Source organism: Cohaesibacter sp. CAU 1516, from assembly GCF_005771485.1.
GTDB classification, from domain to species: domain Bacteria; phylum Pseudomonadota; class Alphaproteobacteria; order Rhizobiales; family Cohaesibacteraceae; genus Cohaesibacter; species Cohaesibacter intestini.
Window position 1 is genome coordinate 79094 of the sequence record NZ_VANT01000006.1, and the last position, 21793, is coordinate 100886.

Sequence of the window (21793 nt, forward strand, 5' to 3'; positions counted from 1 at the left end):
CAATCACAAAGGAAAGTCCGCACTTCGGTGCGGGCTTTCGGCTTATCCGAAGGGAGGATTGGATGGCATCGAAATTGACTCGGTCCAACCGGGCAGGATGGGCCTTTGCGCTTCCGGCCTTCACACTGCTGTTCCTGTTTATCATCTTGCCGTTTTTCTTTGCATTTTGGTTTTCATTGACCAATCAGCGCCTGATCTCGCCAAACCCCACTGAATTTGTCGGCTTGCAGAATTACGAAAATCTGCTGGGCGTCGCCATCGTTACGCTCAAGCCAGACCGCGATGAAAACAATCAGATCATTCGCGATCGCGATGGTGAAATCTCCTATCCACGCGTCCGAACGATCACACGAAGCCCCGACTTTCCGCAATATAAGGGCATGCGCGAATGGTTCCGATGGCAGTCGGGAGACGAAGCGAAGGTGGTGGTCGCCAAGGATGTGGTCTTCATGAAAGCCCTCGTCAACACCATGCTCTTTGTCTTGATCATTGCCCCGTTGCAAGGGGGCGGTGCCTTGGGTCTGGCACTGCTGATCAATCAGAAGCTGCGCGGCATCAATGCCTTTCGCACCATCTATTTCATGCCGGTGGTCATATCGATTGTGGTCATCTCCTTGTTGTGGCGCTTCATCTATGACGGTGATGACGGGCTGCTCAACAACATCGTCTCAGCACTGACATTTGGAGCCTTCGAACCCGTTGACTGGCTGGGCAACAAGGACACGGCACTCGGTTCGATCATCGTCATGTCGGCCTGGCAGGCCATGGGTTTTCACATGGTGATCTGGCTATCTGGCCTCCAGACGATCCCGGCAACATTGTATGAAGTAGCGGCCATTGAAGGGTCTTCGCGCTGGCAAACCTTCCGCTATGTGACATGGCCGGGCCTGAGAAACACGGCAATTCTGGTGCTGATTGTCATCACCATGCAAGCCTTTGCCCTTTTCTCGCAGATTGACGTGATGACCAAAGGCGGGCCGCTCGATTCCACCCAGACACTGGTATTCCAGGCAGTTCAGCGCGGCTATGGCAAGCAGGATATTTCCGGAGGCTCGGTGATCTCGGTGATCCTGTTCTTCATTGTCCTGACGATTTCGCTGATTCAGCGCTATCTTACGAGGGAGAAACGATAATGGCTTTGGTCTCCGGGCAAAATCACGGTCTGCGCTTGCTGTCTCGCTATCTCGTTCTGGCACTGGTGGCGATGGTGTTCCTGTTCCCCCTGCTGTTCATGGTGGTTTCGTCCTTCAAACCTGATGGGCAACTGCTTGCCGACACGAGCTCGTTCAGGGCCTTTCTGCCGGTTGGCGACATCAGCCTTGATAACTATGCCGCAGCCTTCCAAAGAGCCCCCATCGGTCAGTTCATGTTGAACTCGATGTTCGTCACCATCGTGACGGTCATTGGTTCAATCGCGATCTGTTCGGTTGCCGCTTTCTCGTTTGTTTTCCTCAACTGGACCGGCCGCAATGTGCTGTTGACCATCATACTGGCCACCCTGATCATTCCGTTTGAAACCATCGCGGTTCCTCTTCTGCTGATCGTTTCAAAGCTTCCGTGGATGGGCTTCGAAGGCATGGAATGGGGCTGGCTCAACACATATCGGGTTCAAATCATTCCGTGGATTGTTGATGCGCTGACCATTTTCCTGTTCGTTCAGTATTTCAAGGATCTGCCGCGCGAGCTGATTGAAGCGGCCCGTGTGGAAGGTGCCAGCTGGCTATCGATCTACCGCCGGGTGGTCATGCCCTTATCCGGTCCTGTTCTGGCAACGGCAGCCATTCTCAAGTCGCTCAAAATGTATAACGAGCAATATCTCTGGCCTTTGATCGTGGTGCAGGATGAAGCGCACAGACCGATCATGGTGGGGCTTGGCTATTTCTTCCAGCTCGATGTTGCTTGGGGCGAGCTGATGGCCTATCTGACGCTGATTTCAGTGCCCGTCCTCGCCTTTTACCTTCTCATGCAAAGAGCCTTTATCGCGTCAATCGCGTCAACCGGCGTAAAAGGATAGCTAACAATGGTGATCGCACTCAAGGATCAGTGGATTTGGGACAGCTGGTATGCCCATGACGGGGCGCTTTGGCATGGCTATTTCCTCAAGGCCGACAAATCCCTCAAAGATCCCGATCTCAGACATTTCAACGTTTCTCAAGGGCATGCGACAAGCACGGACCTGATCAACTGGACCCATCTGGGTACATGCTTCGCGCCAGCGCAGGAGCCAGCCTTCGATGACAAGACCACATGGACCGGATCGGTTGTAAAGGGGCCTGACGGCCTGTGGCACCTTTTCTATACCGGCACCAGCCAAGCGGAAAAGGCGCTCTATCAGCGCATTGGCCATGCCACCTCGACCGACATGCACAATTGGCAGCGCGTCAGCACCGAGGCCTGCCTTGATCTGGTTGGTGCGGCCGCCCGCCATTATGAAACAGACCATATGATCGGCCATTGGCACGATCGGGCAATGCGCGATCCATGGGTCATGCCTGACCCGCAAGGCAACGGCTGGCTGATGTATTTTACAGCCCGTGGGTCAGATATCGAGGAGGCCAACGCTGCGGGTGCCATTGGCTTTGCCACGTCAGAGGACCTTTATCACTGGACCTTGCAGCCACCGGTCTTCGTCGGCGACTTTGGTCAGTTGGAAGTCCCTCAAATATTTGAGGTCAACGGCCGTTGGTATTGCCTCTTTTGCACATCAGCGGAGCATTGGTCGAAAAACAGGATCAGCAAAACCGGGGTGACGCCTGTGACCGGCAACCATTACCTGATTGCCGATGATCCAAGAGGCCCCTGGCGCATGGCCCCCGGCTTTTTGGACGGCGGGCTGCCCTGTCGCCGCTATGCCGCGCGTATTTTGAAGACAGACAATGGACTGGTCATTATGGGATTTGACGACAATGGCCGCGAGGACTTTGTCGGTGAAATCAGAGACCCTGAACCGGTCCTGATTGATGAGGAAGGCTATTTGCAATTGGCCAAAAACGGGGAGGCCGTGTGATGGCGAAGGTGGTTCTGAAAGACATTCACAAAACATTCGGCAACGTGGACGTCATCAAAGGGGTGGATATCACGATAGAAGACGGCGAGTTTGTTGTCTTTGTCGGACCGTCCGGATGTGGCAAGTCGACCCTGCTCAGGATGATTGCCGGGTTGGAGGATGTAACCTCTGGCACTCTGGAAATTGGCGGCAAAATCGTCAATGAAGCGCCGCCCAAGGAACGAGGCATCGCGATGGTGTTTCAAAGCTACGCCATATTTCCGCACATGTCGGTGCGCGAAAATATGGCCTTCGGACTGACGATCGCAGGCGCTTCGAAAGAGGAAAAGGCGCGCAAGGTCGCCGAAGCGGCGCGCATTCTGCAAATGGAAGATTTGCTGGATCGCAAACCCAGTCAGTTGTCCGGTGGCCAAAGGCAGCGCGTCGCAATCGGACGTGCCATCACGCGCAACCCATCGGTGTTTCTGTTCGATGAACCGCTCTCCAACTTGGACGCGGCCTTGCGGATGGATATGCGCATGGAAATCGGCCAGTTGCACAATCAGCTCGACGCGACCATGATCTATGTGACCCACGACCAGGTGGAAGCCATGACACTGGCCGACAAGATTGTCGTGTTGAAGGATGGCAAGGTCATGCAGATCGGCGCCCCGATGGAGCTGTATCACAATCCCGCCAACAAATTCGTGGCCGGATTTCTTGGGGCCCCTTCGATGAATTTCATCGACGTGGATGTCCATGATCTTGATGAACAAACCGCGATAGTCGGCAACGAATCCGTAGAACCGGTCCGGGTCGAAACCAAAGGGCGTATGTTCGCCAAGGGCGGCAAGGCGATATTGGGCATTCGGCCCCAATATCTCAAACAAGCGCAAGAGACGGCCGGCCTATTGCATGGCAGTGTCACCTTGACGGAACGCCTGGGAACGGAAACCGTGGTCGACTTGTCGCTGGCCGATGGAAGCAAGATGATCGCCTCATTTGACGAAGATCTCGTTTTGCAGCCAAACGCCCGGATCGATCTCACCTTTGATCCGAAGCAAGCCCATCTGTTCGCCCCTGAATGAAGCAGACAGACAGTCCGCCTCCAATCGGAAGAACAGACATCAAATGGCAAAAAACAGGATGAGGCGACAAGGCCTCATCCACCCACAAGTGTGAAGACCAGTCACTTGGTGCAGAGCCAAGCACAGGCGGGGCTTGAGAAACCCGCTAGACATCCCTGCTCCCCCGTCAGATTGTCTTTGCCATGGAATAGTCCGTGATCTCAAACCCCAGAGATTGATAAAGAGCGAGGGCCCGCTCATTGAAAGCGAACACATGCAAGGCGATCTTATCGATCCCCAGCCGGGACACTTCGCGCTCTAAGGCCTGCATCGCGGCACGTCCATAGCCTTTGCCCTGATGTTGATCATCGATCTGTATATCGTAGAGAAAAGCCGATCGCTGTTCAAAATCGGTTTTGACGGCAAACCAGATTGATCCGACTTTTGCACCCTGCTCGTTGATCACTTCAAAGAAATGGTGATCGGGTGTGTCCACTCCTTCAGACAGATAATGCGACATGCTTGATTTGGCAAAAGCGCGCGCAGCGTCGAGCGTGCAGCCAAAGGTCTTCTGCTTGTCTTTGGCATACTCTTCGGTGCAGATGTCAAACCAGCTTTGAAAGCGGCTGGCCGCCATGGGAGACAAGGAGACATCGATGGCAGTGGTGCGCGCTTGGGACATGGGAAACGTTCTTTCTAACCAAGAGAAGGCGAGGATGGGCAATCGGCATGACAACCACGCGCATGATAGAATATGTCAGCGATGCCCGATAGGGACTGTCCCGACCTTTCGAATATCGCAGACCATAGGCTACCCGCACCTGACCGGATCGATAGGCCGTTGGGCGTCTGACTATGCCGCAATTTCAAACAGGCCCGCGGCACCTTGTCCACCACCAACACACATACTGACGACGCCATAGCGTGCGCCCCTGCGCTGGCCTTCCAGCAACAAGTGACCGGCCATCCGAGCCCCTGACATCCCGTAAGGATGGCCAATGGAGATGGCCCCGCCATTGACATTGAGCTTGTCACTGTCGATCCCGAGCGCATCGCGGCAATAGATGAGTTGCGAGGCAAAGGCCTCATTGATTTCCCAAAGATCGATATCATCGATTGTCAGGCCATTGCGTTCGAGCAATTTGGGAATGGCCAGCACCGGACCAATTCCCATTTCATCCGGCGCGCAGCCCGAGACGGCAAACCCCTTGAAGGCTCCAAGCGGCTTCAAACCTCGCCTGTCAGCTTCTCCGGCCTCCATCACCACCAGAGCGGAAGCCCCATCTGACAGTTGGCTGGCATTGCCTGCCGTGATGCATTTGTCCTCCCCCAGAACAGGGGTAAGCTTGGACAGCCCGTCCAACGTCGTGGATGGCCGATTGCACTCATCCTGATCAAGGGTCACGGACTGTTCGATCATGTCGCCGGTCTCGCGGTTCTTGACCTGCTGGATCGCGCTGACAGGGACGATTTCGTCTGAAAACAGATTGGCCTTTTGTGCGGCTGCGGTCCGCATCTGGCTTTGCAGCGCATAGGCATCCTGCATCGCACGGGTGACACCATAGCGCTCAGCGACAATCTCTGCGGTTTCAATCATCGAAAGATAGTAGGCATCCGGGACATTGGGATCGCGGTATCTGTGGCTGTTCCAATGGGCGTTCTGAACCAGCGAAATGCTGTCCAGCCCCCCAGCCATTGCGACATCCACCCCTTCATTCATAACCATATGAGCTGCAATGGCGATGGCATTCAGACCAGACGCACATTGGCGGTCGATGGTCACTCCTGCGACGCTGTCAGGCAGCCCTGCGGCTTGCGCAATATGCCGGGCAACATTGATGCCCGTGCTTCCCTGCGTCAGGGCGGACCCCATCACCACATCCTCGACATCCTCGCCACGAACACCCGCACGATCCATCGCCCCCCTCACCGCATGGGCTGCCAAACCAGGCCCTTCAAGATTGTTGAATGCCCCGCGATAGGCCTTGCCAATCGGGGTGCGGGCAGTCGATACGATTACGGCTTGACGCATAGTGCTCTCCTAAAGGGCTTCCAGACCACACCAATTGGCAATGAACAGAGCCGTTGCCTTGGTGACCTTGTTGATGCTGTCGACGGACACTCGCTCATTGAAGCCATGAATGGCCTCAGCCTTCGGACCATAGACAAGGGCGGGCATTTGCCCATACAAGCCAAAAAAGCGCGCATCCGTGGTTGCGGTGATGGCGAGCTTCTCCAGTGGCTTGCCCGTGACAGACTGGTGGGCTCCCTCCAGTGTGGCGATGCTTTGCCGGGCATTGTCGCTACCATCCTCGGACAAGGCATAACCTTCGGCAAGAAAGCCGTGATAGACGATACGCGGCTGGTTGTCCCGCAAGAAGGCATTGCTCTTGGCAGCTTCCTGCAACACGGTTTCGATCTCGGCCCGCATGTCATCGATGCTCTGGCCGGGAAAGATCCCCATGCGGACGTCGAACACGCACCAGGCAGGCACAGAACTGGTCCAGTCCCCCCCGACGATCTTGCCAACATTGAGATTGAGCGGATGGTGGACATGAGCAAAATCCGGGTGACGCAGATCCGGCCCGTTCCACTTGGCTTCCAACTTGTGCAGTGCCTCGATCAGCGGAATGGCCGCCTCGATTGCATTGGCCCCATCACCGGCATAGGCCACATGGGTGGGCAGCCCCTGCAAGTGAACCTGAAACCAGATGACACCGACCTGAGCGGTAACAAGGGCACAATCAAAGGGTTCGGGGATCAGGGTGGCATCCGCGCGATAGCCCCGTTGAAGACAGGCCAGAGCGCCATTGCCAGTGCATTCTTCCTCCACCACGGATTGGTAAAAGACATCCCCGGCTGGTGCCAGTCCAATAGCCTTCAAGGCATCAAGGGCAAACAGATTGCTGACCAATCCGGCCTTCATGTCGCCAGCGCCCCGCCCATACATCCAGTCCCCATCGACATGGGGGGCGAAGGGCGGCTGGTCCCACATGGTCAGCGGACCTTCGGGCACAACATCGATATGACCGTTGAGAATGAGGGACTTGCCGGTCTGCCGCCGACTGGTATGGCGACCAACCACATTGACGGCATCCTCATACTCCCCGATCACCGGCGAGAAGCCGGGCAGATGCCGGATGTCGGCTACATCGATCGTCCATCGATCCACCTCCAACGATCGCGCCTCAAGAGCTTCAGCCATGAAAGCCTGCGCCGATTGCTCCTGCCCCCGCGTCGAGGGATGAGAGACCAGTTCGGACAGAAAGTCGAGTTGCTCGTCAAACGCTGCATCGACAGCGCCCAGCAAGCGAGATGTTAGCTCTTGATCCATGGTACCTCCCGGTATCGCTTTGTATCTGATGCGCTTCTAACCCGCGCGACCGGCAGCTGTCAGAAGGTTGGTATGTCGCCCTTGGGCAAAGCCAGTGGCGCACCGGTTGCCGCGATGATCATGCTGAGGTCTGCATCACGCGCCCGCTCGATCAGTCGGAAGCCCTGTTCCGTCACATCAATCACGGCCAGTTCGGTGAAAATCCGGGATACACAGCACCGGGCCGTCAGGGGAAGCGAGCACTGCTCCAGCAATTTTGGATTGCCCTTGCGATCTGTATGGGTGGTCAGCACGATCACCCGCTTTGCCTTTTGCGCCAACTCGATCCCTCCTCCTGCACCGGGCGAGAATTTACCGGGGATCTTCCAGTTGGCGAGATCGCCATTTTGCGCCACTTCAAACGCGCCAAGCATCGTCAGATCCAGCCTGCCCGAGCGCACAATGGCAAAGGATGTGGCGCTGTCGAAAAAGGCGCTGCCCGGCACCGTCGAGACATAGGCTCCACCGGCATCAATCAGGTCCCTGTCCGCAGCATCTGCGCTCATTGTCGGGCCAATGCCCAGCAGACCATTTTCAGTATGCAGGGCGGTTTCCATGTCATCGGGCAAATGGTCAACCACCTTGGTAGGCAGGCCGATGCCCAGATTGACAAGCATGCCCGGCGTGATCTCGCGAGCCGCTCGGGAAATCATTCTGGTCTTAGCGTCTGACAACAGCATATTCCTCATGCAACAGCGAAATGGGGACGACGTGATCCACGAAGGCACCCGGCGTATGAACGGCATCCGCATCGATGCCCCCCACCGCGACACATTGATTGCTTTGCGCGACCACGCAATCCGCAGCCATCGCCATCAACGGATTGAAGTTTCGGGCCGTTTTGGTGAAGCACAGATTGCCGAACACATCCGCGCATTCCGCATGGACCAGTGCGTTGTCGGCCCGCAAGGCCGTCTCGATCAGATAGTTTGCTCCATCCATCGCAACCACCTGTTTGCCATGCGCCAGATCTGTGTCGATGGCGATGTCGGTTACAAAGCCTTTCAGGCCAGCCCCACCACACCTGATCCGTTCGGCCAGAATGCCCTGCGCGCAGAACTCGACCTCGACATCGCCACTATTCATCATGGCAATGGCGTTGGCATTGAGCCCCAGATGGGTGGTAATCAATCGGTCGACCTGCCCCGATGCCAACAGATGATCGATGCCCATCCCCTGTTCATTGGCGTCATTCTTGATGAGGGTAAGCCCCTTTTGACCTTGCCGCACCAGCTCGGCAATCAGATTGAACGGGGTGCCCGGCACCCCAAATCCCCCAACCATGATTGTCGCCCCATCAGACACCTTGCCAATGGCCGCCTCGATTGAGGCCCTTTTATCGCCAAGCCTCATGATGCCTTGACCTGCAGGTCAAACTGTTCAGCAAAAGCATCAAGGCTATCGATCAGGATGGCCATAATCTCATCAATCTGCTCTTCAGTGACGATCAAGGGCGGGCAGACGAGAATATGGTCGCCCTCGACACCACCACGGGTGCGCCGCGAATAAATGATCAATCCGCGCTCATAGGCCCGCTCGACCAGCTCCAGATAGGCGTTGTAGGCTTTGGGCAGCGGCGTCATCGTGTCCCGGTCGGAAACCAGCTCGAAGGCCAGCAACAGCCCTTTGCCCCGCACATCGCCAATGAACGGATACCGATCCATCAGAGCCGTCAGTTTGGCCTTGAGAATCTCTCCCATAGCCGCGCAATTGCTGATGAGGTCAAGCCTCTCCATTTCTTCCATCACGGCCAGCCCTGCCGAACAGGCCAACGGATTGCCTGCATAGGTAAAGCCATGCAGGAATCCGCCTGCATCCAGCAAAGCCTCGACGATGCTTTCCCGTGCTACAACGGCCCCCAGTGGGGCGTAGCCCGCCGCGAAGCCTTTGGACATGGCAACAATATCCGGCACGATGCCCCAATGATCGGCGGCAATGAACTTGCCCGTGCGCCCGACCCCGGTCATGACCTCATCATAGATCAGCAGAATGCCGAACTCGTCGCAGATTTCCTGTATCCGCGCATAGTAGCTGTCAGGCGCGACCAGCGCGCCGGTTGACGCGCCGCCAATCGGCTCCATCAGGAAGGCGAGAACCGATTCCGGGCCTTGCGCAATGATTTCATCGCGCAACAGCTCGGCATATTTCAATCCGCGCTGCTCATCCGTGAGATTATCCTTGTCCAGATAGCAGGTGGGCGCAGCAATCTTGGGCATGTCGCGCAGCATCGGAGCAAAGGGGTGCACGAGCGGGTCATAGCCGGTCAGGGCCAACGCCCCGAAGGTACAGCCGTGATAGGATGGAAAGCGCGAAATGACCTTCCATCGCTCCGGCTCGCCCTGAGTGATCGCAAATTGCCGGGCCAGTTTGACTGCACTTTCAACGGCCTCCGAGCCGCCAGAGACAAAGAAAACCCGATCCAGATCCCCCGGCATCAGCGTCGCAACCTTTTGCGCCAGCTTTTCAGAGGACTCAGTGCGAAAATGCAGTCGATAGCCGAAGGTCGACTTGTCCATCTGCGCCTTCATCGCGGCCAGCACATTGGGATTGGAGTGCCCGATATTCGACACCATTGCGCCAGAAGAGCCATCGATATACCGCTTGCCGGTTTCATCGAACATATAGATCCCTTCAGCGCGATCCAGAAAGGGACGCGGTTGACGGGACTGATAGAAGAGGTTTGATTTCTCGTCGGTCATTTCGCGTTTTCCAGATGCTTTCTGAGGAAGTCCTTGGTTCGGTCCTTGGTCGGATTTCGGAAAATCACCTCCGGAGGACCTTCCTCGACGACGACACCCCCATCCATAAACAGCACCCGATCACAAACGGATTCGGCAAAGCCCATTTCATGGGTGACGATGATCATCGTCATATGTTCCTCGGCGAGCATCTTCATCACCTGATTGACCTCTTCAACCAGTTCGGGATCCAGTGCCGAGGTGGCTTCGTCAAACAGCATCAATTTGGGCTGCATCGCCAAAGCACGGGCGATAGCAACCCGCTGCTTTTGCCCGCCCGACAATTGCGACGGATGGTAATCAATGCGCTCAAGCATGCCCACGTGATCGAGTTGCCGCTCAGCCAGAACATTGGCTTCATCGTCGGAAATGCCTTTCAGCAATTTGGGAGCGAGCGTGACATTCTCCCGTACCGTCAGATGCGGAAACAGATTGAAATGCTGAAACACCATGCCGATATACTGGCGCACCTGATTGATGTGTTTCTCATATTGCGCATGGGGCAATTGTTTGTTGACCTGCAGCCCATCGAGCCAGACCTCGCCGGACGTCAGGGGATCGAGATCATTGATGGCGCGCAGCAAGGTCGATTTGCCAGACCCGGACGGCCCGATGATCGCGACGATCTGCTGGCGTTCGACCTGCAGGCTGATATCCTTGAGAACCTCAAGATCACCAAAGCATTTCTGGGCGTGGCGAATATCGACGAAGGGGTGTGTTGTGGTCATTCTATTATCCTTCCGACATGATTAGCGTGAGGCTTGAACGCGGCGCTCAAGATTGCGCAGCACCGCTTCCATTCCCAGATTGATGATGTAGTAACAGACCGCTGCCACGGCATAGAATTCGAACGGTCGATAGGTGCGCCCGATCGCCAGCTGGGCCGACAATGTCAGCTCGGTGACGCCAATCACCGACACCAGCGCGGAATCCTTGAGCAAAGCGATCATATTGTTGCCAATCGGCGGAATCACATCCCTGACCGCCTGCGGGATGACCACATAGCGCAGTGCATGCATGCGGCTCATGCCAAGGGTGCGCGCAGCCTCCATTTGTCCCTTGTCGACCGCCAGAATACTGGTCTGGATCAGTTCGGAATTGTAAACGGCAAAATGCAATCCCAAGCCAATGAAGCCAGCCACAAAGGCGGGCAGATCAATGCCAATCTGGATCAGGCCGAAATAGATCAGGAACAACTGCAACAGCAGAGGTGTTCCCATGAACAGCCATTCAAAGGCTTTCATCGGCCAACGGACGAAGCGCGGTGCATATAGGGCAACCACAGCAAAGAAGATGCCACCGACAAAGCTCAGGATAGCAGCCGCTGCCGTGATTGCGATGGTCCAGGCGACCCCCAACAGGATCACATCGAAAAAGCCCGGTACAACGGAAAAATCAAGCCCCATGACGGCCTCCTGTCATTGCTCTTGCTGTCATTGGATCCGCACCTTTCTATCCAGCCAACTGATGCCCCGGCTGGTCGCGTAAATGATGATCATGTATATGGCCCCCGACAGCATGAACATCTCAAAGGGCTTGTAGGTTGACCCGATAAAGCGCTGCGCCGTGTAGGTCAGCTCGACAACCGAAATGGCGGCCACCAGCGCCGTTCCCTTGATCAAGGCATTGATGTTGACCCCCAGCGGGCGCACCATCAGCCGGAACGCCTGAGGCAGGACGACATAGCGCATGGCTTGCCACCGGCTCAGACCAAGGGTCCGGGCGGCTTCTGTTTGACCCTTCTGAATGGCGACGATCGCACCGCGAATGGTTTCGGTCATATAGGCGCCGATATTGACGCCAAGACCGATCACCCCGGCTTCGAAAGCATCGAGCTGGATGCCGATCTGCGGCCCACCGAAATACAGCAGAAACAATTGGATAAGAGCTGGCGTGCCACGAAACAGGCTGACATAGCTTGCGCCAATCAACCGGATCGTCTTGACGCGAGACAAGCGGGCCGCAGCCCCCAGAGTTCCACAGACCAACCCCAGAATGGTCGTCAGGACGGACAGCTGAATGGTGAGCCACGCAGCGTCCAAAAAATGCGGATAAACCTTGAGAATTAGGTCGATGTCCATAAATGGCATTCCTTAGTGATGGTCTTTGCGGTCAAGCAAAGGAAGTGCCTGTATCTCACGCACCAATGCTGCGGTTTCCTCGATGGCAGCCGCAAGAAAGGCCTTGCCATTGTCTGCGGTTGCGACCGTTGGATCCCCCATGGTGCCATCGGGCGAGGCCGCAGACCACCAGCGCATCAGCATGGCTTTGCCACCACCGCGCGCCAGATCAAGATTGAAAAACCGGCTATCCGGGTCATGCACCGTCTGATTTTCAGCACGGTCCAACGCCACCAGCTCGGGAAGCAGATGCATATAAATCGCAGTTTCGAATTCACCGGCATGAGCAATCCCGCCCGTGTCTGACACTCTGATCTCATTGATGCGATCAGCACACAGATTCCAGTAGGATGCCGAAACACAGATGATGCCGGTTTCAATCACCGTTTTGCGGGCTGCCAGATCCAGAACCGGATGATTGGAGCCATGAGAATTGAGCAACAGAATGCGCCGAAACCCGTGATGGGCCAGCGACTTGGTAATATCGGTAACAAACGCGATCAGCGTTTCCGGTTGAATCCAGATAACACCCGGAAAGTCCTTGTGATGCTCGTTGAAACCATAGGAAACGGGAGGCATGACCAAAACCCGATCAGGCATGGCTTCGGCGACGCCGTTGGCGACGGCCATCCCCAGAACGGTATCAGTATCGAGCGGCAAATGCGGCCCATGATCTTCCGTCGCGGAAACATTGAGGATAACGACTCGATCCTTGTCGATGTCGCGCACCTGTTCCCACCTCAACTTACCATAGTCGGTTTGCATTGAGATTTCTTTCCAGCATGCGACCCGCCGCATTGCGCACACGGCGGGCCGAAGAGAGATCCGGTTAGCGAATATCGCCACCAACCCACTTGTTGGCAATTTCGAGATAGGTGCCGTCGGCCATCATCTCGTCCAGCGCCTTTTGCATCGCCGCTTTCAGCTCCGGATTGCCCTTGCGGATAGCAATCCCGGCACCGAATTTCTCAGCGTCCAGATCTTCGATCATCGCGTATTTCTGACCATTTTTCTTCATGGCAAGAATCGCCGCGATGGAATCATTGATGATGGCGTCCACCCGGCCATTTTCCAGCTCAAGCAGCAGCTCCGGCAACCCTTTGTAGGTGCGGATCGTGTAACCCTGCTCGCGCGCCCATGCTTCATGGGTTTCACCAAGCGTGACACCCAAGGTCGCGTCACCCAGTTGCTTGACGCTGGTGATCTCGGAGCCTTCCTTGGTGAAGATGGCCCGCTGCGTATTGTAGTATGGACCAACAAAATCAACCACTTTGGCGCGTTCTTCGGTGATCGACATGGAGCCGACAATCGCATCATACTTGTTGGCCAGAAGGCCACCGATAATGCCGTCCCACGCGGTGGTGACGATTTTGGTTTTCAAGCCCATACGCTTGGCAATTTCGGTTCCCACGGATGGGTCGAAACCGACCACTTTGTTCTCGTCATTGACGAAGTTGAACGGAGGATAGGCGCCGCTCATCGCAATGCTGATTTCGCCTTTTTCCTTGATGGATTCGAGTTCATCTGCGACGGCTGGGGCGCTGAAGCTAAGGCTTGCAAGCGCAAGGGATCCTGCTGCGAATGCAACTTTGAACGCATTGCGAGGGTTGAACATTTCTTTCTCCTGTTTGTAGCTACAAACTGTTCTCTGAATGGATTGCCTATTTTTTGGTAGTGACTATTCTTGCGCCACCTTGCGCTGACGGTCGCATGGCCTGTATCATCAATCAAATAAATAATTCCAATGTTAGAAATAGACTGGATCTATAATGAGACCCTATGAGCAACGGTTTCCATGGAATTTAGACTGGAACCTGCTGAGAACATTTATGGTTCTGGTTGAACAGAAAAGCATTACCAAGGCGGCTGACTTCCTTGGCCTCAAGCAACCCACTGTCAGTGCGGCCTTAAAAAGGCTCGAAGATGTGACCGGCCACCGGCTGATTGTGCGCAAACCCAATCATTTCAAGGTCACATCGGCAGGCGAGATTCTATACAAGGAATGCTCGTCAATCTTTGGCAGTGTCTCTCAGTTGCCGTCCCTGATCGACAGAAGCGAGGACGAGCTTCGTGGCCATATCACCATCGTCACCGCCAGCCACGTTGTGTGCCCTCAGCTTGATGAGGCACTTGCGGAGTTTGCCAGATTGCACCGCAATGTCACCTTCGCCATTTCCGTGTCCGACAGCCGCGAGATCGTCAATCAGGTCTCGCAGAATCGGGTGAGTTTCGGCATTTGCCTGATGAACAAGCCGCTGAGCAACTTGAATGTTCAGGTGATGTATCGCGAGTTTTTCGGTCTTTATTGCGGCCCGCATCATCGGCTTTTCGGACGCAATGACATCGAGATATCGGAACTGGAGGGCGAACAGGGTGTCTCCTTCCAGACAGAGGTCGAAGGCGGCCCGCTGGAACCCGTCTCGGATCTACGCCGACGCGTGCAAGCCGAAACGCAATGGCAAGGCGTTTCCTCAAATCTGGTTGAGATCCGCCGGATGATTGTCGCCAATGTCGGCATCGGGGCCTTGCCTGTCCATGTGGCGCAGAATGACGTCAAGAAAGGCCTGTTGCATCAATTGCCGCCTTATGAGGACTTGCCTGTTGTCGATGTCTATTTGGCCAGCAACCCCAAACGCCGCTTTTCGGACGCGGAAAGAGAATTCTCCCGTTTGTGCAAGACGCATATCTTTGACAAACCAATGGCGGAACGAACTTTCTTGTAAGATCAGTCACCCAGTGGCTGGGCACCAATCTGGCCATGATAGGCCGTCAGCGAAGCTCTGATCCGCCGCAGATTCTCGTTGGCAAGGTCGGCCCGACTTTGCGCGACCGCCAGAGCAATCGCATCAATCAGCACAAGATGGGCATAGCGCGAAGCAGTCGGTTTGTGAATATCCGGATCTTCGGGCAGGTTGGCGGTGATGGCATAGTCCGCCAGTGTTTCCAAAGTGGTCTTCGGTTTGGAAATGACGATCACCTTGGCCCCATAGCCAGACGCAATCTCTGCAGCACAGATCAGCTCACGGGCCTCACCGCTGTTGGAAATGATCAGCAGCGTATCCTCGGGCCCCAAGGTTGCAGCCCGCATTTGCATCAAATAGCTGTCACTGACGGCAACCGCCGGAATGCCAAGGCGGAAGAACCGGTTCGCCGCTTCATTGGCAACCATCGTAGAACCGCCCCCCAGTCCCAGCACCAGCAATGTCCGTGTCTCCGCCAGTCGCGCCTGAGCGGCTTCAAGGCTCGCAGGGTCGATCTGTTGGCGCATGACATTGGCGGTGGCATACAAAGCCCCCAGAATCCGATCAATCGCCGAAGCGCCTTTCGCAGCCTCTACCGCAGCCTCGGGACCCAGATATTGCAAACTGACCGCCAGATTCTGCGCCAGCTTGAGCTTGAAGTCACGAAATCCCTCGCATCCCAGCGATCGACAAAAGCGGATCACCGTCGGTGAACTGACCCCCACCGCTTCGGCGAGATTGGCGATCGTCATTTCCGAGATGCGTTCCATGTTTGCGTTGACATAGTCGGCCACCCGCTGCTCGCGCGTGGCAAAGGTGCCATCCATTTGCTTGAGAGCGGAAATGATATCGACGGTTTGTTTTTGCATGTGTGGGGACAAGAAGTAACTCCGGATAAGTGTCAGTCAGGGGCATTAAGGGGTGCTCAGCACGAAATCCGGCCATGCGCCTTCCCGGCAAGTGTACTTGGATTACACAAACTAATCAAAACCAGTTTTAAATTACACCAATTTTGTCCAATTATGTACTTCAGTAACATTTTTTGATTGACTCTTGGTCAAAACAGGATCAAATTTCTAATTAAATTACATAATCACCTGCCAATCCATCGGAGGCTCATATGAGGGACTTGGCTGCGAAGGTTAGCCTGCAACTGAACCAGGTCGTTGAAATGGTCGTCGCCATTTTGATGGTTGCTCTGGTTCTCGATGTGTGGCTCGGGGTCGTGGACCGCTACTTTTTCCATTGGCAATTGCCTTGGCCCGAAGTTCTGGCCAGATATCTGATGATCTGGTCTGCGATGCTGGCAGTCTCAAGCGGCATTGCCCGCCGCGAGCATATTGGGCTGACAGCCTTTATTGCGAAATTGCCCGCCAGCATGCGCCACATCTGCCTGATCTTGATCGACCTTCTGGCACTGGCCCTGTTCGTCTATCTCTTCTGGTACGGGCTTGACTTTGCGCAGGGCGGATCAAGCCGCGTGGCAATGATCTTCGGAGCCAGCTTGCTGCCGTTTTATGCCGCCATTCCGGTCGCCTCCCTTTTATGTGTCCTCCAGCTATGTCTTGTTTTGATCCGCGATCTTGGATCGCATCTGGACGAGGCGTTGCCAAGCTCCGATGAGGTGGCATCATGATCGTCGCTCTCACCTTTGCCGGTCTCATCCTGTTTGGCATGCCGATCGGATTTGCCATTGGCCTGGCCGGTGTGGTTGGCCTGATCGATATGGGAGGCACCCAGTTTCTGCCCGTCGGTCCGGGCAAAGTGTTCAACGGGCTCAATATCTTCCCGTTTCTGGCCATGCCATTTTTCATTCTCGCCGGCGAGATCATGAATCACACCGGCATCACGGATCGACTGGTGACCCTCGCACGCGTTCTTGTGGGGCATTTCAGAGGTGGCCTTGCACACACCAACATGCTGGCGTCGGTTTTCTTTGCTGGCCTGACCGGCTCTGCAACAGCCGATGCCGCCGCCTTCGGCCGCACCCTCGTGCCAGCCATGGTGAAAGAGGGATATAGCCGGGATTTCGCCTGCGCCGTCACGGCTGCTGGCTCAATCATCGGCCCCACCATTCCCCCCTCCGGCTTGATGGTGGTCTATGGTTCCCTGATGGGGGTTTCGATTGGTGGCCTGTTTGCTGCTGGCATTCTGCCCGGGCTCGTCATATGCGGCATCTGCATGATGGTCATTGCCCTTGGCGCCGCCCGCAACAATCTACCCAAAGCGGAATCCAGATCGTCGACAAAAGAGATCATCGACACCTTCTTTGCTTCCTTCACGGCTCTGCTGATGCCGATCATCATCCTTGGCGGCATCCTTGGCGGCATCGTCACCCCGACGGAAGCGGCCTCCATTGCCGTGGCCTATGCGCTGTTCATCGGGACATTCGTCTACCGCACCCTGACCCTTGGCGCACTCTATCGTATGCTGGTCAGCACCGCACGGATCACCGGCGTCATTTTTGTCATCATCGCATTTGCGGGCATCCTTGGCTGGTGGATGAGCTTTGAACGCATTCCGCAAGCCATCGCCGAAGCCGTGCTGGTGATTTCCGACAATCGATATGCCGTAATCGCCATCATCATTGGCATTCTGCTGGTTGTTGGCATGGTGATGGACATCACAGCCATTCTCATCATTCTCGCGCCCGTGCTGGTTCCCTTGACCCAGCAAATCGGCCTTGAGCCGATCCATGCGGGCATCATCTTTGTGCTGGCGCTTAATATTTCGCTGATGACCCCGCCGGTCGGCGCCTGCCTGTTTGTTCTGTCTTCCGTGACCGGGGAAAAGCTTGAACGCATCGCGATGAAGCTTTTCCCGTTCCTTTTGGCGGAAGTCGGAATCCTGTTCCTGTTTGCCTATCTCGAAGACGCAGCTTTGCTGCTCCCCAGACTGTTGGGCTTCGTCGGCTAAGGAGCCAATAGAACCATAAAGACCACGCATTTCTTACACCTAACGGGGGAACTACCATGAAGAAAACAGTTTATGCTCTGACCGTCAGCGCTTTTGCCATTCTCGCGGCCAACACCGCCATGGCTGATGGCAAAGTCCTAAAATTTGCCCATGACAACAAAGCCGATGCCTTTGAAAATCCGGCCCATGCCTGCACCGGTGTTTTTGCCAACATCGTCAATGCCGATACCAACGGCAGCGTCAAGGTCGAGGTTTTCCCATCCAACCAGCTTGGCTCGGCATCCGAACATGTTCAGATGGTGCGCGATGGCTTCATTCAGGCAACGTTGACTTCCACCGGTGCGCTTGCCAGCTATTATCCACGCATCGACGTGCTCAACCTGCCTTTCGCCTTTGGCAGCAACGCCGCGACCTATCAGGTATTTGATGGAGAGTTCGGCCAGACACTGGCAACCGACATCGAGGCAACATTGGGTGACGTGGAAGTCCTCGGCTTCCCCGATACCGGTGGCTTCTTCGCTGTGACCAACTCCAAGCGGTCCATCGCCAAGCTCGAAGATTTTGACGGCATCCGCATCCGCACGATGACCCTGCCGTCCCATCAGGCAATCATCAATGCTCTGGGTGCCGAAGCCTATCCGTTGAGCTGGGGTGAAGTCTATTCCGGCCTTCAGACCGGTGTCATTGATGGCCAGATGAACCCGGTTCCGACCGTGTATTTCGCCAAGTTCAACGAAGTCCAGAAATACATGACCCTCACCAATCATCTGTTCTCACCTTACACGCTGATGATCAACAAGGCCTTCTATGATGGTCTGACCGAACATGAACAGAAGATCCTGCATTATGCAGCGGAAAGCTGTGTGACCGCATCGCGCGGGCTGGCACGTGTTATCGAAGCCTCAGATCGCGGCTTGGCAGGCTTGATGGACAAAATGGAAGTCACCGCCCTGTCTGATGACCAGCGCAAGGCCATGGCCGATGCAACCCAGCCAGCCTTCGAGAAGCATGTCAAAGACAATCTGGATGAGAAAGCAGGCGAGTTGCTCACCCTCTTCCGCGATCAGGTCATGAAGGCAAACGACAACACCTACATCAAGTAAGACACCAACGGGTTGCGCTCTTTGAAGGGCGCATCCCGCACCAGGCGGAGGAACAATCCTTCGTTCTCTCAAAAAATCAATGGCCGCCCCGGCACCGGGGCTGCCTTAAATCATTGTAATAAGCGGATACCGGGGCAGACAATGGAGCCCCAAGCCGGTATCCGGAGGGATGTTTTATGCGGATTTTCTGCGCTTCCATCGCAACGGAAAGCAACACTTTTTCCCCCTTGCGTACCGATTTCAGTGACTTTGCCCAGAGCTTTTACTGCCCTCCTGGCGACCATCCCGAAACCCCGACCCTGTGCACCGGGATTTGGCCGGAATTGCGCCGCAGAGCGAAGGCCGATGAAATTGAACTGATCGAAGGCACAGCAACCTGGGCCGAACCTGGCGGTCTGGTCAATGCGGCAACCTGGACCCGTCTGTTCGACGAAGTGATCGACCAACTCAAGGCAGCGATGCCTGTCGATGCCGTTGTGCTGGGGCTTCACGGAGCGATGATTGCCGATGGCTGTGTCGATTGCGAAGGGACACTCCTTGAAGCCGTTCGGCACATTGTCGGCCCCGATGTAACAGTCGGTGCCAGCTTTGATCCGCATTCCCATCTCAGTGAACGCCGGATCAACAATGCCGACATCATCACCGTCTTCAAGGAATTCCCACATACCGATTTCGTCGAAGCAGGCAAGGCCTGTGTTGATCTGACCATTCGCGCTGCCAACGGAGAGATCGCCCCCACCATGGCGGTGTTCGATGTCCGCATGATGGATGTGCTGCCAACCAGCCGCGAACCGATGCGCGGATTTGTCGACAAGATGAAGCGTCTGGAGGCGGATGGCACGGCGCTCTCGATCTCGGCCATTCATGGTTTCATGGCAGGGGACAGTCCTGACCTTGGTGCCAAGATGATCGTGATCACCGACAACAATCAAAAAGCCGCCGACGACCTCGCCCGGTCGCTGGGGCTGGAGCTGTTCAGCTTCCGCGGACGCGCTCGTCCGGATTTCGTCAGCCCGCAGGCCGCTCTCGATCAGGCGGTGCAGCTCTCGCAGACAGCGGCGGCGCCGGTGGTGATTGCCGATGTCTGGGACAATCCGGGCGGCGGCGTCGCAGGCGATTCCACGATCATGGCGCAGATGGTCCTTGATATGGGGCTTGAGGATATTGCCCTTGGCACGATCTGGGACCCGATGGCGGTACGCTTGTGTCAGGCGGCCGGTGAAGGCACGGAATTCATGCTGCGTTTTGGCGGCAAGACCTCCGCTCATGCGGGAGCGCCCATTGATGCCAAGGTGAAGGTTCTGCGCGTGGTGCCCGATGCCGTCCAGTCCTTTGGAGACTCCGTCGTTCCCCTTGGAGACAGCGCCGCCATTCAGGTCAATGGCCTGAGCGTGGTTCTCAATTCCAACCGCTCGCAGGCTTTCTCGCCCGATCTCTTCAGCAATCTGGGCATCGATTTTGCATCCAAGAAGATACTGATCGTCAAGTCGACCAATCATTTCCACGGCGCCTTCAGCCCGATTGCCTCTCACATTCTCTATGCTGCTGTCGAAGGGCCCTATCCAAACGATCCGCGTACCAACAGCTACACTCGCCTGACGCGGCAAATTTGGCCAATCGTCGACGACCCGCATCACCTTGAACAGGCCTGAACAGGATCTCCGATGATGTTTGAACAGATCTCCACACCATCAGTCCTCATTGACCTCGATGTGGCCGAAGCCAACATTGCGCGCTATCAGGCCTATTGCGACGCCCATGGATTGGCGCTAAGGCCGCATATCAAGACCCATAAATTGCCCTTGCTGGCGAAAAAGCAAATCGCCCAAGGCGCTGTCGGGATCACCTGCCAGAAGATTTCCGAGGCCGAGGCCATGCTGTCTGAAGGCGGCATTTCCGACCTTCTCCTCACCTATAACATTCTGGGGCAGGACAAACGCGACGCCCTCAAGGCGCTGGCATCCAAGACACGGCTATCTGTGGTGGCTGACAATGAAACGGTGGTGAGCGGTCTGTCGCAGACCTTCACATCGGCACCGGCCGATCTGGATGTACTCGTTGAATGCGACACCGGCGCAGGGCGCTGTGGCGTGCAAAGCCCGGAGGATGCAGCAAAGCTTGCCCTGATGATCGATCAGGCACCGGGCCTCACCTTCAAGGGCTTGATGACCTACCCGCCCGCCGGACAAAGCCATGCGGTGGATCAGTGGTTGCAGACCGCCAAGGCACAGATCGAGGCCTCAAACCTTAAGGTCGAGATCGTTTCGAGCGGCGGCTCGCCCGACATGTGGCAAGCCCATCTGGGAACCACTGTGACCGAATATCGAACGGGCACCTATATCTATAATGACCGCTCCTTGGTGGCGCGCGGTGTGTGCTCATTCGATGACTGCGCATTGACAATTCTGGCAACCATCGTCTCGCGCCCGACGCCCCGTCGGGCGATCATCGATGCAGGGTCCAAGGTCCTCACATCCGATTTGCTCGGCCTTGACGGTTTTGGTCATGTTCTGGGGCATGATGAGCTGAAAATCGACCAATTGAGCGAAGAACACGGCCGGATTGTCAGCGAAAAGCCAATCCAGCTTTCTGTCGGCGACAGGGTTCGCATCGTGCCCAATCATGCCTGCGTCGTAACCAACATGCTCGACGAGGTCCAACTTATACGCGGCAATCAGTTTGAAACATCCAGCCCAGTCGTCGCGCGCGGCAGGGTCTGGTGAGAAGACCCATCGAAAGAAAAATGGAG

General features: G+C 55.9%; 22 protein-coding genes. 10 read left to right on the plus strand and 12 right to left on the minus strand.

Translation table 11 applies throughout. The annotated features are described in order from the left end of the window. The first annotated feature begins 62 nt into the window (after nucleotides 1-62). From FDK21_RS15275 to ugpC, 4 genes are read left to right on the plus strand one after another with little or no spacing between them, the layout of a single operon-like run. Nucleotides 63-1133 (plus strand): sugar ABC transporter permease, encoded by a 1071-nt coding sequence (locus FDK21_RS15275; RefSeq protein WP_138149583.1) that lies wholly within the window; start codon nucleotides 63-65, stop codon nucleotides 1131-1133. Further along, complete coding sequence (locus FDK21_RS15280; protein ID WP_138149585.1) at nucleotides 1133-2014, plus strand: carbohydrate ABC transporter permease; 882 nt, start codon at nucleotides 1133-1135, stop codon at nucleotides 2012-2014. Before FDK21_RS15275 ends, FDK21_RS15280 begins: the two co-directional genes overlap by 1 nt. Before the next feature lie 6 nt (nucleotides 2015-2020). Next, entirely contained in the window at nucleotides 2021-3007 is a 987-nt protein-coding gene (locus FDK21_RS15285) for a levansucrase (RefSeq protein WP_138149587.1), read from the plus strand. Continuing rightward, entirely contained in the window at nucleotides 3007-4074 is a 1068-nt protein-coding gene (gene ugpC / locus FDK21_RS15290) for a sn-glycerol-3-phosphate ABC transporter ATP-binding protein UgpC (protein ID WP_114010954.1), read from the plus strand. The genes FDK21_RS15285 and ugpC overlap by 1 nt, the downstream gene beginning before the upstream one ends. A gap of 166 nt (nucleotides 4075-4240) precedes the next feature. Here the strand turns inward: ugpC and FDK21_RS15295 are convergent, their stop codons facing one another. The 11 genes from FDK21_RS15295 to FDK21_RS15345 form a co-directional block, all read right to left on the minus strand. Beyond that, nucleotides 4241-4735 (minus strand): GNAT family N-acetyltransferase, encoded by a 495-nt coding sequence (locus FDK21_RS15295; RefSeq protein ID WP_138149589.1) that lies wholly within the window; start codon nucleotides 4733-4735, stop codon nucleotides 4241-4243. A gap of 171 nt (nucleotides 4736-4906) precedes the next feature. After that, entirely contained in the window at nucleotides 4907-6085 is a 1179-nt protein-coding gene (locus tag FDK21_RS15300) for an acetyl-CoA C-acyltransferase (RefSeq protein ID WP_138149591.1), read from the minus strand. A gap of 9 nt (nucleotides 6086-6094) precedes the next feature. Continuing rightward, entirely contained in the window at nucleotides 6095-7387 is a 1293-nt protein-coding gene (locus FDK21_RS15305) for an ArgE/DapE family deacylase (protein ID WP_138149592.1), read from the minus strand. 59 nt (nucleotides 7388-7446) lie between these two features. Then, nucleotides 7447-8106, minus strand: a complete 660-nt coding sequence (locus tag FDK21_RS15310) for a 3-oxoacid CoA-transferase subunit B (protein WP_245418523.1) — start codon at nucleotides 8104-8106, stop codon at nucleotides 7447-7449. After that, entirely contained in the window at nucleotides 8087-8779 is a 693-nt protein-coding gene (locus FDK21_RS15315; RefSeq protein ID WP_138149593.1) for a CoA transferase subunit A, read from the minus strand. The genes FDK21_RS15310 and FDK21_RS15315 overlap by 20 nt, the downstream gene beginning before the upstream one ends. Further along, nucleotides 8776-10125 carry an aspartate aminotransferase family protein gene (locus FDK21_RS15320; RefSeq protein ID WP_138149594.1) on the minus strand — a complete coding sequence of 450 codons (1350 nt, stop codon included), beginning with the start codon at nucleotides 10123-10125 and terminating at the stop codon, nucleotides 8776-8778. Before FDK21_RS15320 ends, FDK21_RS15315 begins: the two co-directional genes overlap by 4 nt. After that, nucleotides 10122-10892 carry an amino acid ABC transporter ATP-binding protein gene (locus tag FDK21_RS15325; RefSeq protein WP_114010960.1) on the minus strand — a complete coding sequence of 257 codons (771 nt, stop codon included), beginning with the start codon at nucleotides 10890-10892 and terminating at the stop codon, nucleotides 10122-10124. The genes FDK21_RS15320 and FDK21_RS15325 overlap by 4 nt, the downstream gene beginning before the upstream one ends. 21 nt (nucleotides 10893-10913) lie before the next feature. Next, nucleotides 10914-11570, minus strand: coding sequence for an amino acid ABC transporter permease (locus tag FDK21_RS15330; protein WP_114010961.1), 657 nt, complete (start codon nucleotides 11568-11570; stop codon nucleotides 10914-10916). 27 nt (nucleotides 11571-11597) lie between these two features. Further along, a complete protein-coding gene (locus FDK21_RS15335; protein ID WP_138149595.1) occupies nucleotides 11598-12245 on the minus strand; it encodes an amino acid ABC transporter permease in 648 nt (215 codons plus the stop codon). A gap of 12 nt (nucleotides 12246-12257) precedes the next feature. Then, nucleotides 12258-13049 carry a creatininase family protein gene (locus FDK21_RS15340; protein WP_171022115.1) on the minus strand — a complete coding sequence of 264 codons (792 nt, stop codon included), beginning with the start codon at nucleotides 13047-13049 and terminating at the stop codon, nucleotides 12258-12260. 64 nt (nucleotides 13050-13113) lie between these two features. Further along, the gene (locus tag FDK21_RS15345; RefSeq protein WP_114010964.1) at nucleotides 13114-13899 is read right to left on the minus strand and encodes a transporter substrate-binding domain-containing protein; all 786 of its coding nucleotides are present in this window, start codon (nucleotides 13897-13899) and stop codon (nucleotides 13114-13116) included. 154 nt (nucleotides 13900-14053) lie between these two features. On the opposite strand from FDK21_RS15345, the gene FDK21_RS15350 reads away from it, so the two are divergent. After that, complete coding sequence (locus FDK21_RS15350) at nucleotides 14054-15007, plus strand: LysR family transcriptional regulator (RefSeq protein ID WP_280955320.1); 954 nt, start codon at nucleotides 14054-14056, stop codon at nucleotides 15005-15007. Nucleotides 15008-15009: 2 nt separating this feature from the next. Here the strand turns inward: FDK21_RS15350 and FDK21_RS15355 are convergent, their stop codons facing one another. Continuing rightward, nucleotides 15010-15894, minus strand: a complete 885-nt coding sequence (locus tag FDK21_RS15355) for a MurR/RpiR family transcriptional regulator (protein WP_138149599.1) — start codon at nucleotides 15892-15894, stop codon at nucleotides 15010-15012. Between the two features lie 251 nt (nucleotides 15895-16145). Between FDK21_RS15355 and FDK21_RS15360 the strand changes: the two genes are divergently transcribed. From FDK21_RS15360 to FDK21_RS15380, 5 genes are all read left to right on the plus strand, one after another. Beyond that, the gene (locus FDK21_RS15360) at nucleotides 16146-16661 is read left to right on the plus strand and encodes a TRAP transporter small permease subunit (protein WP_138149601.1); all 516 of its coding nucleotides are present in this window, start codon (nucleotides 16146-16148) and stop codon (nucleotides 16659-16661) included. Continuing rightward, complete coding sequence (locus FDK21_RS15365; protein ID WP_138149603.1) at nucleotides 16658-17941, plus strand: TRAP transporter large permease; 1284 nt, start codon at nucleotides 16658-16660, stop codon at nucleotides 17939-17941. Before FDK21_RS15360 ends, FDK21_RS15365 begins: the two co-directional genes overlap by 4 nt. 56 nt (nucleotides 17942-17997) lie before the next feature. Further along, a complete protein-coding gene (locus FDK21_RS15370; RefSeq protein WP_138149605.1) occupies nucleotides 17998-19044 on the plus strand; it encodes a DctP family TRAP transporter solute-binding subunit in 1047 nt (348 codons plus the stop codon). 176 nt (nucleotides 19045-19220) lie between these two features. Further along, complete coding sequence (locus tag FDK21_RS15375) at nucleotides 19221-20696, plus strand: M81 family metallopeptidase (protein WP_138149607.1); 1476 nt, start codon at nucleotides 19221-19223, stop codon at nucleotides 20694-20696. A gap of 15 nt (nucleotides 20697-20711) precedes the next feature. Beyond that, nucleotides 20712-21767 carry a D-TA family PLP-dependent enzyme gene (locus FDK21_RS15380; protein ID WP_138149609.1) on the plus strand — a complete coding sequence of 352 codons (1056 nt, stop codon included), beginning with the start codon at nucleotides 20712-20714 and terminating at the stop codon, nucleotides 21765-21767. Nucleotides 21768-21793 lie beyond the last annotated feature (26 nt).